The organism is Exiguobacterium sibiricum 7-3 (genome assembly GCF_000620865.1).
GTDB classification, from domain to species: domain Bacteria; phylum Bacillota; class Bacilli; order Exiguobacteriales; family Exiguobacteriaceae; genus Exiguobacterium_A; species Exiguobacterium_A sibiricum_A.
In genome coordinates, this window is the sequence record NZ_KK211190.1 from 885,304 (window position 1) to 899,406 (window position 14,103).

Here is a 14,103-nt window from a genome sequence, read left to right on the forward strand (position 1 = left end):
GAATGGGAGCTTTTTTTGAGGGGAGAATTGAACATGCGGACGACACAAGATGCGATTCGACATTTAGAAAGAATTTCAGTTTATCTCGAAGTAAAAGGCGAAAATCCATTTAAAATCAATGCATTTCGAAAGGCAGCGAGTCTGCTCGAAGCGGCAGAACTGGATTTTATGGCAATTGAAGATTTTACAGCGATGAAAGGAATCGGTAAAGGCACGGCAACCGTCCTTGAAGAATTCCGTGAAACAGGAACGAGTACAGCCTTAACAGAACTCGAACAACAGGTACCGGAAGGATTAATCGCCTTACTGAAGATTCCTGGACTTGGCGGGAAGAAATTAGCGAAGCTGCATGAAGTCGGGGTCATTGATGCAGATTCCTTCGCTGAGAAACTGGCGGATGGTACAGTGGAAGCAATGCCAGGCTTCGGAAAAAAGACTGTCGAAAAATACAGTAAGGCACTGGAAACGTTCGAGACACGACCAGAACGATTACCGTATGGTGTCATGCGCAAAAGTGTCAGTGAACTGGAGCGGACATTAGCCGGTATCGACCAAATCATTCGTTTTGAAGTCGGAGGTAGTTTCCGACGGGCGGAAGAAACGTGTAAGGATCTCGATTTCATCATCTCAACGGATCAGCCAAAAGAAGTGAAGGCACAGTTGCTTGAAATTGAACAAATCGATGAAATCATTGCTGCCGGGGAAACGAAGGTCTCGATTGTCCTCAAACGAGATGATGCATACATTGCGGTTGATTTCCGATTAGTGGATGATTTGGCGTTTGCTTCGACATTACATCACTTCACAGGCTCGAAAGATCATAATGTCCGGATGCGGCAACTGGCGAAAGAACGCGGCGAAAGCATCTCCGAGTACGGTGTCGAAACCAAGGACGGTCTGTTCCAACCGAAAACGGAACAGGAACTGTTTGCCCGTTATGATTTGCCGTTCATCCCGCCAGAACTGCGGGCAGGTCGTCTGGAGTTCGAAGCGAATTTAGACACGTTGATTCAAGAGACGGATATCCAAGCCGATGTCCATATGCATACGACATGGTCGGACGGTACATTGTCCGTCGATGAGCTCGTCGACGCCTGTGCGGCGCGGGGATATTCCTGGATGGCCATCACCGACCACAGTAAATATATGAAATTCGTTAATGGATTGACGGAAGAACGATTGCGGAAACAGCGTGTCGAAATTGAAGCAGCACGGGAGAAACATCCGGAGATGACGATTTTATGCGGTGTCGAGATGGATATTTTACCGGATGGCTCACTGGATTACGACGATGATTTTTTACAAGAGATGGACTATGTCATCGCCTCGATTCATTCCAAGTTTGATCAGACAGAAGAGGAAATCATGCAACGGCTTGAAAATGCCTGCCGCAATCCCTATGTCTCCTTGATTGCCCATCCAACCGGACGGATCATCGGACGCCGGGACGGATATGCGGTCAACATCGATCGATTGGTCGAGCTGGCTGCTGAAACCGGAACGGCACTGGAGATGAATGCAAATCCCGGACGGTTTGATTTAACTGCCTCGTCTCTTGCAAAAGCGAAAGCGGCTGGAGTCAAACTGATGATCAATACCGATACCCATCGTCCGGAAATGTTAGAAGATATGAAACTTGGTGTCCTGCATGCACGTAAAGCATATTTGGAACCATCCGATGTCATCAATACGTGGACTGCAAAAGAAGCGCGGGCTTTTTTTGATCGAAAACGTTTAGGAGTGAAGTAAATGAATGCCAATGCACTACGTGTATTAGAATACGATAAATTAAAAGAACTACTCGCAAAACAGACAGCCAGTTCACTTGGCGCCCAATTCGTGCGGAAGATGGAGCCGGCAGAAGATTTCGAACAGGTGAAAGCATTGCTCGCTTTGACGACAGAAGCAACGACAGTCTATCGACTGCGCGACCGTTATCCATTTGGTGGACTGACGGATGTCCGCAGTGAGGTGAAACGGGCGGAAATCGGCTCGGTCCTCTCGACAAGTGAGTTACTTGCGGTTGCAGACGTCGTTTATTCCGGACGTCAAGTTAAGGCCTTCCAGGAACGTCTGCATGAAGATCACCCGGATTTGCGGTTACCGGCACTGGACAGCAGAATCGAACAGATTACGAAACTGGTGGAAATCGAACAAGGTATTCGTCATGCGATCGATGATCAAGGGACGGTTCAAGACTCGGCAAGCGATAAGCTGCGGTCCTTACGGAGTCAATTACGCTCCCTTGAAGGGCAAGTTCGCTCGAAAATCGACGGCGTATTGCGCAGTAAGTCGAAGATGTTATCTGATGCCATCGTGACGATGCGCAATGATCGTTATTGTGTACCGGTCAAACAGGAGTACCGTCAAGCTTTTGGCGGCATCGTCCATGACCAATCGGCGTCCGGGGCGACGTTATTCATCGAACCGCAAGCCGTCGTTGCAGCCAACAATGAAATTCAGGAGGCACGCCTTAAAGAACGTGCGGAAATCGAACGGATTTTAGCCCAACTTTCAGCGCTCGTCGGCTCGGTCGGCGATTCGCTTCGAATCAATGTCGACGTCTTGGCAGAGCTCGATTTCATTATGGCAAAAGCCTTATACGGACATACGATTCGTGCTGTTGAACCACGATTAAATGAAAATCGGCATATCGTCTTGAAAGAAGCACGGCATCCGTTCATTCCAGACGATGAAGTCGTTCCGATTACCGTATCACTCGGCGGAGAATTCACATCACTCGTCATCACCGGACCGAATACCGGCGGGAAAACCGTCACACTGAAAACGATTGGATTACTGCAATTGATGGTTCAATCCGGTTTATACGTTCCGGCAGCGGACGAGACGGAGCTGAGTGTCTTTGATGCGATTTATGCCGACATCGGAGATGAACAGTCCATTGAACAGAACTTGTCGACCTTCAGTTCCCATATGACGAACATCGTTTCAATGATGGGCAAAATTGATTTCATGAGTCTTGTTCTGTTTGATGAGCTCGGAGCCGGAACGGATCCGACAGAAGGGGCGGCACTTGCGATTGCCATCTTGGATGAAGTGAAACGACGCGGCGCACGTGTTGCTGCAACGACTCACTATTCGGAGCTGAAAGCATACGGCTACAACCGGGAAGGTGTCGTTAACGCCTCGATGGAGTTTGATGTCGAGTCGCTTAGTCCGACGTACCGCTTACTAATCGGTGTACCGGGACGTTCGAATGCCTTTGAAATTTCGAAACGACTCGGGCTAGAGGACCGCGTCATCGATGCGGCCCGTGATCAAGTCGGAACAGATGCGCAGTCCGTCGAAACGATGATCGGACGACTCGAGGAAGCGAAACAACGTGCTGAATCCTTGGAGCGGGAATTGTTGCAGGAGCAACAACGATTGGTGGAAGAACGGGAAGAATTCGAGCGGGAACAAGCTGAAATTCATCAAGAGAAAAACGAAATTTTAGCAAAAGCAGAAGAAAAGGCAACGCGTGCCGTCGAACGGGCACAAAAAGAAGCAGAAGCAGTCATCAAGCGTCTGAAAGAATTACGTGACGCAGGAGCTGTCAAAGAGCATGAACTGATTGAAGCCCGGAAACAGCTGGAGCAAGCGAAACCTTCGTTACAAGATCAACGGATTGCCAAGGTCAAAGCAAAAACGAACCAGGCTCCGGTATTTGCAAAAGGCGAAGAGGTAAAAGTGACGACATTTAACCAAAAAGGATACATCATCAATCAAAATTCGAATGGTGAATACACGGTTCAAGTCGGAATCATGAAAGTGAACGTCAAGCCGGGTGATCTGGCCAAAGTCGGTGAAGCTAAAACAGCTTCGAAAACTAAAAAACGATCCGGTGGAACGAGTATTACGAAACAATCCGCTGCTTCAGCCGAACTGGACTTACGCGGTGTCCGTGTCGAGGAAGGGCTGGCCAAGCTCGATCGGTTCATGGATCAGGCTTTACTGTCCAACTACGAACAGATACGTGTCATCCATGGTCTCGGGACGGGAGCAATGCGTCAAGGAGTACAAGAATATCTACGTGGCAACCGTCATGTCAAAACGCATCGCTTAGGCGGTCAAGGTGAAGGTGGACATGGCGTAACGATCATCGAATTGAAATGAGGCGCGGTTAGGTGAATATTTTTGAAAACGTCTATGTCTACACGACAGCTTTGTATTCGGTTGCGGGACTGTTGATCATCATGGGTCTGGCACTTTTTGAGTTGACAACCCGGTACCGAAACTGGGAACATATCAAGAGTGGAAACATCGCCGTTGCGCTTGCGACCGGCGGTAAGATCATTGGTCTGGCAAATATCGTGCATTTTGCCGTTCAAAGTGAACAGCGTGTCGGAGCAATCTTTTTAGAAAGTGCCTTCGGATTTTTACTGTTGATTTCGACCTATTGGATTTTTGAATTCTTGACTCCGAATCTTCCCGTTGATCGGGAGATCGAAAAAGGAAATATCGCTGTCGGTATCATCTCCTGTTCGTTATCGATCGGGATGTCTTATGTGATCGGTTCAGCGTTAGTGGGGTGAACAGGTGTTAGAACGATTAGCAAAAATCATGTTCGGCGTATCGATTGCCTTTTTGGTCGTCGGTCTGTTATGGATTTTTATGAATTAAAAGAACTGGCTCTGCCAAGTGATTATTCCGTACTGAGATCGATTCAGTACGGAATTTTTATTGGTAGGACACAAAAAAATGAAGGAGGAAACGACTATGAATGTCAAAAAAACCAATACGAATGAAATACGGCGGCGCGCCTTTGAAGCGATGCAACTGATTTCCTGGAAAGATATCTTTTGGGTCATCATCGGTTCAGCTATCCTGGCGTTCGGCATCAACTACTTCACGATTCCGAATGACTTGTCTGAAGGAGGATTGATCGGGATTACCGTCATCTTCTACTACCTGTATGGGTGGGATACCGGCTTAGTCTCGTTACTTGCCAATGCGTTATTGTTTGTCGTCGGCTACCGCTTCTTAAGTCGGAAAACGATGATCTATTCCGTCATTTCCGTCGCGACGACCTCGTTCGTCCTGTCGTCAACGGCATCACTCGCGACGAGTTCCGACAGCCGGCTGATCGGGACGGTCTATGCCGGAATCTTGATTGGTCTTGGAATCGGTCTTGTCATCCGGGCAGGCGGGACGACCGGCGGCGGTGTCATCATCGCCCGGCTAATGAATAAGTATTTGAACTTAGGGATTGCCGTGTCGATGTTCATCATCGACGTGACGGTTGTCGGAGCCTCCGGATTTTTGTTCGGTGAAGAAACGATGCTGTATACGTTGATTGCCATCATCATCGGTTCGTATTTGATTGATTTGGTCAGTGAAGGATTGAACGTCCGGGAAGCGGTGACGATCATCAGTCACCGTCAGGAAGAAATCGCAACGATTTTGACTGAAACACTCGGACGAAGTGCGACCGTCATCCACAGTCACGGTCATTTCACAAAACAGAAAAACGACATGTTATACATGATTGTCGACAAACGTCAGCTCGCGCCATTGAAACAAATCGTCGAAGCGGCCGATCCACGTGCTTTTGTCGTCATTCATAAAGTACGTGAAGTCATCGGTGAGGGATTCACCTATCCGTCGCGCTAACTATCGATCAAAGCAACCACTTGCGAAAGGGCAAGTGGTTTTTTTATGGTGTTTTCAAAATACCTGTGATTGGGAAAAATGTGAAATTTATTTTACAACAGGACTAGCCGCTGTGGACAAATTACACGTATAATAAAAATGAATAGTAATTCAGTCACAGGGAGGGATTTGAATGGATTCAGCATGGTTAAAGGATTATCCGGAACAAGTACCCGCATCAATCACCTATCGCGAGATACCACTCTATCAAGCACTTGAAGAGGCAGCAGATGAGTTTCCGGAGCGGAGAGCCCTTAGTTTTCTCGGGAAACGAATGACGTTCCAGGAAGTACGGCATGAAGCGCGGAGCTTTGCAAAAGTCCTGCAAGATGCCGGTCTTGAAAAGGGTGACCGGGTCGGTTTGATGTTGCCGAACTGTCCGCAATATATGATCAGTTACTACGCGGTGTTGTACGCCGGTGGAATCGTCGTTCAAGTCAATCCATTGTATACCGACCGCGAACTGGAACAGATTTTGGACGATTCGGGGGCGAAGATGCTCGTCACACTGGATTTGCTGTATCCGAAAGCGTCGCGTGTCAAAGCAAAGACGTCTTTAAAAACCGTTGTCACGACAAGCATTGCTGACTATCTTTCATTTCCTAAAAATAAACTGTATCCGATCAAGTCCCGTAAAGACAATAACATCATCATTGATACGACGGGATCGATTCCGTTTCTGTCTCATCGCGGAAGTGCGATGATTGAACCGGTGATCATCAATCCAAAAGAAGACATCGCAGTGTTACAATATACAGGTGGAACGACCGGTGCGCCTAAAGGAGTTATGTTGACGCACTTTAATCTCAGTGCCAATGTCGAACAGATCAGTCATTGGTTCTATAAATATTCTCGGGGAGACGGGCGGAAGTTGTTGGCAGTCGTCCCGTATTTCCATGTTTACGGAATGACGTGTAACCTGAACTTCGGTATGTTCAATGCTTATGAACAAATCATTTTGCCGAAATTCGACTTGGAACAGGTCCTGAAGACGATTGATAAAGAAAAACCGAGTCTGTTTCCCGGCGCTCCGACGATGTATGTCGGATTGTTAAATCATCCGAAACTAAAGAAATACGATTTATCCTCGATCGAAGCATGTATTTCCGGATCAGCACCGCTTCCGGTCGAAGTACAAGAGAAGTTTGAACAGGTGACAGGCGGACGCATCGTCGAAGGGTATGGCTTGTCGGAAACAAGTCCCGTGACGCATACGAACTGTATCTGGGATAAACGCGTTCCGGGAACAGTCGGAATTCCTGTTCCGGATACAATCGCTAAAATCGTTCAACCGGACGGAGAGACGCCTGCTGCACCAGGAGAAATCGGAGAGATTCTTGTCCGTGGTCCGCAAGTCATGAAAGGATATTGGAAACGCCCGGAAGATACGCAGGCTGTCCTGCGTGACGGATGGTTGCATACGGGAGACCTTGGATATGTCGGTGAGGACCATTATTTCCGGATTGTCGACCGGAAAAAAGATTTGATTATCGCATCGGGATTCAATATCTATCCACGGGAAGTCGAAGAGATTTTGTACGAACATCCGGCGGTAAAAGAAGCCGTCGTCATCGGTGTGCCGGACGCTTACCGGGGTGAAACCGTCAAAGCCTTCATCGTTTTGAAAGATGACGTGCAGACGACAGAAGAAGAACTCGATCAGTTTTGCCGGAAAAGTCTGGCTTCCTTCAAAGTACCGAAGCAGTATGAGTTCAGACAAGAGTTACCGAAAACCTTCGTCGGAAAAATTCTTCGCCGTGTCTTAGTCGAGGAAGAACGGGCAAAACAACTGGAAGAAAGCAGTTGACAGCTCGAAATGACATGATAGAATAAATATGAATGAACCATCATTCATTTTATGTGTTAGGAGATAGCCTTATGAAAAGAACGATGTCTAAGAGTGATCGCATCATTGATGCGGCAGTGAAGGTGATTGCGAAAAATGGATACCACGGTGCCAAGGTAACAGCTATCGCGAAAGAAGCAGGCGTAGCGGATGGAACAATTTATCTTTACTTCAAGAACAAAGAGCACTTATTGATTTCTTTGTTCCAAGCCAAGATGGGTAGCTTCATCGAATATTCGGAAGCGCAAATCGCACATCATCAGTCAGCGACGCAACAACTGGCAGCGCTCATTGAAGCGCATCTCGAACAATTGTCGGTTGATTATGATTTGGCCGTCGTCACGCAAATCGAGTTACGCCAATCGAATCAAGAGATGCGGCATAATATCGCAACTGTTTTAAAACCGTATCTCCATCTGATTGATCGTGTGATTCGAAACGGGATGGAATCGGGAGAGTTCTCAAACGAGCTGGATTATCGTTTAGCACGACAAATGGTATTCGGAACGATTGACGAAGTCGTGACCAGCTGGATGGCGAGCGGATTTAAATACGAGTTGCTCGAGACACGTCACGGTATTCATCGCATGCTAATTAAAGGGCTGAGTTAAGCCCTTTTCATGAAAAACTTTTTGTAAGCGGATACAAAAATGATGGTGGTCAATAGAAGTTGATATGAGGGGGAACGAAGAATGGAAATCTACGTCTTGTTAAAACGAACATTTGATACGGAAGAAGCAATCCAGCTCGAAAATGGTCAAATCGAAGAGGATGGTGCGGAATTCATCATCAACCCTTATGACGAATATGCAGTCGAAGAAGCCATCCGTGTACGGGATGCCCAATCTGGAACCGTGACGGTCGTTACCGTCGGACCGGAAGATGCGGATAAAGAACTTCGGACGGCGCTTGCGATGGGAGCCGATCAAGCAGTCCGGATTTCGATTGAAGATGATATTGAAGAAGCAGATCATTATTCGATTTCAGAAGTGTTGGCCGGATATCTCAAGGAACAGACTGTCGATTTAATTATCGCCGGAAACGTCGCGGTTGACGGCGGAAGCGGACAAGTCGCTCCACGTGTCGCAGAACTGCTCGATATTCCATACGTCACTACAATTACGAAGCTCGAGTTAAACGGAACGGATGCCGTCGTGACACGTGACTCAGAAGGGGATACGGAAGTCATTAAAACATCGTTGCCGTTGCTCGTAACAGCCCAACAAGGATTAAATGAACCCCGTTATCCAAGCCTTCCGGGTATCATGAAGGCGAAAAAGAAACCGCTCGAAGAACTTGAATTATCGGATCTGGAATTAGACGAGGACGAGTTGGCACCGCGTCTTGAGACGATTGAACGCTTTTTACCGCCAAATAAAGCAGCCGGTAAAATTCTAGAAGGTGATTTGTCGACACAAGTCCAGGAACTCGCTTCATTATTACGCAACGAAGCAAAAGTTGTTTAAGGGGGAAGAAACGATATGTCAAAAGCACTTGTACTTGCAGAATCACGGGACGGGAATTTACGAAATGTGTCATTTGAAGCGATTGCAGCGGCAAATTTAGTTGCAGACGAAGTCGTGGTTGCCTTAATCGGACAAAACGTAGCGGCAGATGCAGCACAACTTGCGACACGAGGTGCAAATCAAGTCCTCGTCGTTGAAGACGAACGGTTGCAGCACTATACACCGGACGGATACGGGCAAGTCTTCATGCAACTGCTGGATCGCGTTGCGCCAGACGTCATCGTATTTGGCCATACATCACTCGGTAAAGATTTGTCTCCGAAAATCGCAGCGAAACTGCAAGCGGGATTGATCAGTGATGTCACATCAATTGAAGGAACAGGACCGGACGCATCCTTCATCCGACCAATTTATTCAGGAAAAGCTTTTGAAAAAGTAAAAGTTTCAGAAGGAAAAACGCTCTTTACAGTCCGTCCGAACAACATCGAACCAATGGCTGAAGGCTCTTCCGAGGGGACTGTCGAATCGGTAACCGTTGAGTTAAAAGATTTACGGACAATCGTTTCGGAAGTCGTTCGAAAAGCAACCGGTGGTGTCGATCTATCGGAAGCAAAAGTTATCGTTGCCGGTGGGCGGGGCGTCAAAAGTTCGGATGGTTTTGCACCGCTTCAAGAACTGGCGGATTTACTCGGCGGCGCAGTTGGTGCATCACGTGGTGCCTGTGATGCAGACTATTGTGACTATGCCCTGCAAATCGGTCAGACGGGGAAAGTCGTGACACCTGACTTGTACATTGCTTGCGGGATTTCCGGTGCGATTCAACATTTAGCCGGTATGTCGAACGCGAAAGTCATCGTCGCCATCAACAAAGATCCGGAAGCGAATATCTTCTCGGTAGCAGATTACGGAATCGTCGGCGACCTATTTGATGTCGTACCGTTGTTAACGGCAGAATTCAAAAAAATGCTGGTCCATTAAGATACAGGAAGAGAAGCGAAGAGTAACTTCTTTGCTTCTTTTTTAGTGCGATGACTTGTCTGAGCAGTTTCGTTTGTTGTAAGGTAGGGCTGTGCTATACTCAAGTCAGTAAAAAGATGGGTTCGATAAATAAATCAAACCGATCTAAAAATAGGAGGTTTTTCTCAATGGCAATCGTACACGCAACTAGCCAATCGTTTAAAGAAGATACACAAGAAGGTCTCGTTCTCGTTGATTTCTGGGCAACATGGTGCGGACCTTGTCGCATGCTTGCTCCTGTTCTTGAAGAACTCGATGCGGATATGGAAAACGTAAAAATCGTAAAAGTCGATGTTGACGCTAACCCGGAAGTCGCTGGAGCTTTCCAAGTCCAAAGTATTCCGACACTCGTCTTGTTCAAAGACGGTCAACCGGTTAATAAAACAATGGGCTTCATGCCTAAAGACGCTTTAAAAGAATTCGTTGAGACATCTAACTAATTCTAAGCGCTATTCAAAAGGCATTCCGTCAATCGACGGAATGCCTTTTTTTGTTGGATCAACCAATCGGTGAACAGAGTTCAACCAAATGACCATCGGGATCAAGCACATAGGCGACGGTTTGTCCCCAGGGCTTTTGGGTTGGTGGTAAGACCGTTTCATGTCCGGCAGCTCGGATCGTTTCGTACAATGAAGCGACATCATCGGTCACAAAACCGAGTTCAATCGATTGCTGCCCGGTTTTGTCCGGTATCTCATAGGGAATCATGGAACGAACGTCTTCTTTTGTATTGAAAGCAAGAATTGTCGAGCCGGTTTCGAATTCCGTATAACTTCCATGCTCAGCCTTAATCGAAAGACCAAGCAGACCGTGGTAGAACAGACGTGTTTTTACGGGGTCCGTAATGTAAAGAATCGTATAGCCGTAATCAACCATGTCAACTCCTCGCTTTCAGTTGTCAGTCTTCCAGTAATGATGCAATATCAGATGCGGGTGTCGGATAAGCAAAACTCGTTTTCTGAAGAGCAGAGCTCGGAATCCGGTGCTGCATGGCAAACGAAAAATAGTTAGCCAGTTCGGCGGCATGCACACCGATGAAGTGAGCACCCAGAATCTGATCGTCTTCCCCAATCAATACTTTTGCCCGGGCGAACGGATCTTTGATCCGGACATTTGTTTGCCAACTCGAGGTATCAATTAATTTTCCGCGGTATCTTGTATTGTTTTGTTTTAGACTGGCTTCCGTCTGTCCGACTTTTGCAAGATTTGGCGTAGTGAAGACGATGCTCGGCACAGGAAGTAATTCCAGTCGGCGCGTATTGCCTTCGAGCATATTACAGGCAGCAAGCCGTCCTTCCGTTCCTGCAAAAGGAGTCAAGGCAGGATTTCCGCTGACTGCTACGTCACCTGCTGCATAGATGTTTGAAGCGGAAGACTGGAGGTAATCGTTCACATGTATGCCTTTTTCTTCGTAGATGACACCGGCTTTTTCCAATTGCAAATGTTCGATGCTTGCGACGCGACCTGTCGCATTCAACACAACGTCAGCTTCTAACCGTGTTCCGTCAGAAAGTGTCAATGTCGTGTCCGAGTAAGATACAGCTTCCGTTTCGTGAAGAATCTTGATGCCAAGCGCCTGTGTCGCTTCGAGCAGCACGGAAACTAAATCTTGTTCAAACTGTTTAAGTGCACCGGAACGCAGGAGAATCGTCACTTCAGAACCGGCGATTCGCGCAAGGTGAGCGAATTCAAACGAAATGTATCCTCCACCAATACAGACAAGGCGACGGGGTACATCACGTAATTCCAGAAATTCATTACTGTTGAGGAAACGTTCACTACCGGGAACGGACAGCTCACGTGGGCGAAGTCCGGTCGCGATTAAAAATTGGTCGGCTTCCAACTCGATATCGTCCACAAGGAGTTTTTTGTTAGATAGAAAACGGGGTTCACCGTGATAGTAGTCAATTCCCACCTCGTCATACCGATTTCGTGTTTGTTCCGGGATGGCACGTGTGTATTCATTTTTTCGTTCCATCAGCTGACGCCAGTCAATGGACACAAGGCCTTTTAATCCATATCCCAGCAGACGTTCGACGGCGTCTTTAGCTTCACTGCCGGTCAATAAAATCTTTTTCGCATCACAACCACGCTGGGCGCATGTTCCGCCCGGTGTAAAGTTTTCGATAATGGCAACGTTTAGTCCTTTTTCGGCAAATTTATAAGCTGCTTGGTTTCCAGCAGATCCTGTACCTATTACAATGCAATCGTATGTACGCATTTTTTATCCCCCATATGTCATAATCAATGTATGATATTTACCCTATAACGTAAAACTAAAAACGGTGGAAGGAGACATTTTTGTGAGTCATCAAGAACATATTAAGGCGAAATTATCCCTTTTACCTGACGAACCGGGTTGCTATTTGCATAAAAATCAATTTGGTGAGGTCATTTATGTCGGAAAAGCTAAAAATTTAAAGAACCGTGTCCGGTCTTATTTCACCGGTGCACATGACTTAAAGACAGAACGGCTTGTCGCAGACATCCGTGATTTTGAATACATCATTACGGGAAGTGAGCTCGAAGCTTTGCTTCTTGAGATGACACTGATCAAGAAACACGACCCGAAATATAACATTATGCTGAAGGATGATAAATCCTATCCTTATTTAAAAATTACGAATGAGACGTATCCGCGTCTGATTACGACCCGTAAATTAAAAAAAGACGGCGGACATTACTTTGGTCCTTATCCAAACGCCTATGCTGCGAACGAAACGAAACGTCTGCTCGACCGGTTATATCCGCTCCGGAAATGTCAGCCGATGCCGAAGAAGTTGTGTTTGTATTACCACATCGGTCAATGTCTTGGTCCTTGCGAAATTTCGAACCTTGAAGGTGTGCAAAAAGACATCGTTTCGGAAATCCGCCGTTTCTTGTCGGGAGAAACAAAAGACCTGGTCCAGTCGTTGCAACAAAAGATGAGCGTTGCAGCGGAAGAGATGGAATTCGAGCGGGCAGGGGAGTTGCGTGACCAAATTCGGGCGATTGAATCCATCATGAACAAGCAAAATATGATTACGGCAGACCTGACCGCGCGGGATGTCTTCGGGATTTATGTCGACAAGGGATGGATGTGTGTCCAGGTCTTCTTCCTGCGTGGCGGAAAAATGATTGAGCGCGATGTGTCATTGTTTCCGATTTACGGGACACCGGCAGAAGAGCTCGAGAGTTTTATCGTCCAGTTCTACGAAAAAAACATTAAACCGAGCGAGATTTATGTCCCACCCCTCGTCAATCAGATGTTGCTGAAAGAAGCGCTTAGTTTGCGTGTCCATGTACCGGTCCGCGGATCAAAACGTAAGTTGCTTGATCTTGCGACGAAAAATGCGGAAAATGCAATCGGCGAACGGTTCGAACTGATTGCTCGTGATGAAAAGAAAACCGTTCAGGCTGTTCAGGAACTGGCCGATGCAATTGATATCCATCCGTTATCGCGGATTGAAATCATTGATAATGCCAACATTCAAGGTGCTGATGCCGTATCGGCACTCGTCGTTTTCGAAGACGGAAAACCGCTCAAAAAAGAGTATCGCAAATTTAAAATCAAGACTGTCACAGGACCGGATGATTATGAGTCGATGCGGGAAATCGTCAGACGACGCTACCGGCGTTTATTGCTTGAAGGAGCACGTTTGCCGGATCTTGTCTTGATAGATGGTGGACTCGGGCAATTAAATGCCGCACTCGAAGTGATTCAAGATGAACTGGGATTATCCCTGCCAGTCGGCTCACTGAAAAAAGACGATAAGCACCGGACAAGTCAATTATTGTTCGGGGAAGGCGGTCGGTTGATTGAACTGCATCCGCGTTCGAGTGCGTTTTATTTGCTGCAACGTATGCAAGATGAGGTCCACCGATTTGCCATCACATTCCACCGTTCGTTGCGCTCAAAAGGAATGACTCGGTCGCTGCTTGACGACATTCCCGGAGTCGGGCCAAAACGCCGTCAACAGTTGATCCGCCATTTTGGGTCGATGCGGAGTTTGAAGAAAGCGAATATCGAACAGCTGACGGAAGCGGGCTTACCCATTAAGTTAGCAGAGACGGTTGCGGAATATCTCAGTCAGACGAATGAGGAGTAAACTTAAAATTTAATGAGCAGACAAAGAGGCGAAC

Annotated in this window: 12 protein-coding genes; 10 read left to right on the forward strand and 2 right to left on the reverse strand. The window is 47.1% G+C overall.

The window, feature by feature from the left end:
* Positions 1 to 33 precede the first annotated feature (33 nt).
* From polX to trxA, 9 genes are all read left to right on the forward strand, one after another.
* Positions 34 to 1,749: a DNA polymerase/3'-5' exonuclease PolX gene (polX, locus tag P402_RS0105410; RefSeq protein WP_026827770.1), complete on the forward strand. Its 1,716-nt coding sequence runs from the start codon at positions 34 to 36 to the stop codon at positions 1,747 to 1,749.
* Positions 1,750 to 4,116 (forward strand): endonuclease MutS2, encoded by a 2,367-nt coding sequence (locus tag P402_RS0105415; protein ID WP_026827771.1) that lies wholly within the window; start codon positions 1,750 to 1,752, stop codon positions 4,114 to 4,116.
* 11 nt (positions 4,117 to 4,127) lie between these two features.
* A complete protein-coding gene (locus P402_RS0105420; RefSeq protein WP_012371039.1) occupies positions 4,128 to 4,535 on the forward strand; it encodes a DUF350 domain-containing protein in 408 nt (135 codons plus the stop codon).
* Between the two features lie 184 nt (positions 4,536 to 4,719).
* Positions 4,720 to 5,613 carry a YitT family protein gene (locus P402_RS0105430; RefSeq protein WP_034769765.1) on the forward strand — a complete coding sequence of 298 codons (894 nt, stop codon included), beginning with the start codon at positions 4,720 to 4,722 and terminating at the stop codon, positions 5,611 to 5,613.
* Between the two features lie 172 nt (positions 5,614 to 5,785).
* Positions 5,786 to 7,459, forward strand: a complete 1,674-nt coding sequence (locus P402_RS0105435) for an AMP-binding protein (RefSeq protein WP_026827773.1) — start codon at positions 5,786 to 5,788, stop codon at positions 7,457 to 7,459.
* Between the two features lie 71 nt (positions 7,460 to 7,530).
* On the forward strand, positions 7,531 to 8,109 hold the full coding sequence (locus P402_RS0105440) for a TetR/AcrR family transcriptional regulator (RefSeq protein WP_012371036.1): 579 nt from the start codon (positions 7,531 to 7,533) through the stop codon (positions 8,107 to 8,109).
* An 81-nt stretch (positions 8,110 to 8,190) separates the two neighbouring features.
* Positions 8,191 to 8,964, forward strand: a complete 774-nt coding sequence (locus P402_RS0105445) for an electron transfer flavoprotein subunit beta/FixA family protein (protein WP_012371035.1) — start codon at positions 8,191 to 8,193, stop codon at positions 8,962 to 8,964.
* Positions 8,965 to 8,979: 15 nt separating this feature from the next.
* Entirely contained in the window at positions 8,980 to 9,942 is a 963-nt protein-coding gene (locus P402_RS0105450; RefSeq protein ID WP_026827774.1) for an electron transfer flavoprotein subunit alpha/FixB family protein, read from the forward strand.
* A 116-nt stretch (positions 9,943 to 10,058) separates the two neighbouring features.
* Complete coding sequence (gene trxA / locus P402_RS0105455) at positions 10,059 to 10,421, forward strand: thioredoxin (protein ID WP_081776614.1); 363 nt, start codon at positions 10,059 to 10,061, stop codon at positions 10,419 to 10,421.
* Between the two features lie 58 nt (positions 10,422 to 10,479).
* Here trxA and P402_RS0105460 read toward each other — a convergent pair whose 3' ends face one another.
* Positions 10,480 to 10,857 carry a VOC family protein gene (locus tag P402_RS0105460; protein ID WP_026827775.1) on the reverse strand — a complete coding sequence of 126 codons (378 nt, stop codon included), beginning with the start codon at positions 10,855 to 10,857 and terminating at the stop codon, positions 10,480 to 10,482.
* A 22-nt stretch (positions 10,858 to 10,879) separates the two neighbouring features.
* Positions 10,880 to 12,202, reverse strand: coding sequence for a dihydrolipoyl dehydrogenase family protein (locus P402_RS0105465; protein ID WP_012371031.1), 1,323 nt, complete (start codon positions 12,200 to 12,202; stop codon positions 10,880 to 10,882).
* An 82-nt stretch (positions 12,203 to 12,284) separates the two neighbouring features.
* On the opposite strand from P402_RS0105465, the gene uvrC reads away from it, so the two are divergent.
* Positions 12,285 to 14,069, forward strand: a complete 1,785-nt coding sequence (gene uvrC, locus P402_RS0105470) for an excinuclease ABC subunit UvrC (protein WP_026827776.1) — start codon at positions 12,285 to 12,287, stop codon at positions 14,067 to 14,069.
* Positions 14,070 to 14,103 lie beyond the last annotated feature (34 nt).

Excerpts from the sequence above, each read along its gene's own strand:
- P402_RS0105450 (WP_026827774.1), top strand. The coding sequence starts at position 8,980 with ATGTCAAAAGCACTTGTACTTGCAGAATCACGGGACGGGAATTTACGA.
- P402_RS0105460 (WP_026827775.1), bottom strand. The coding sequence starts at position 10,857 with ATGGTTGATTACGGCTATACGATTCTTTACATTACGGACCCCGTAAAA.
- P402_RS0105445 (WP_012371035.1), top strand. The coding sequence starts at position 8,191 with ATGGAAATCTACGTCTTGTTAAAACGAACATTTGATACGGAAGAAGCA.
- polX (WP_026827770.1), top strand. The coding sequence starts at position 34 with ATGCGGACGACACAAGATGCGATTCGACATTTAGAAAGAATTTCAGTT.
- P402_RS0105435 (WP_026827773.1), top strand. The coding sequence starts at position 5,786 with ATGGATTCAGCATGGTTAAAGGATTATCCGGAACAAGTACCCGCATCA.
- P402_RS0105440 (WP_012371036.1), top strand. The coding sequence starts at position 7,531 with ATGAAAAGAACGATGTCTAAGAGTGATCGCATCATTGATGCGGCAGTG.
- P402_RS0105465 (WP_012371031.1), bottom strand. The coding sequence starts at position 12,202 with ATGCGTACATACGATTGCATTGTAATAGGTACAGGATCTGCTGGAAAC.
- P402_RS0105415 (WP_026827771.1), top strand. The coding sequence starts at position 1,750 with ATGAATGCCAATGCACTACGTGTATTAGAATACGATAAATTAAAAGAA.
- P402_RS0105430 (WP_034769765.1), top strand. The coding sequence starts at position 4,720 with ATGAATGTCAAAAAAACCAATACGAATGAAATACGGCGGCGCGCCTTT.
- trxA (WP_081776614.1), top strand. The coding sequence starts at position 10,059 with ATGGGTTCGATAAATAAATCAAACCGATCTAAAAATAGGAGGTTTTTC.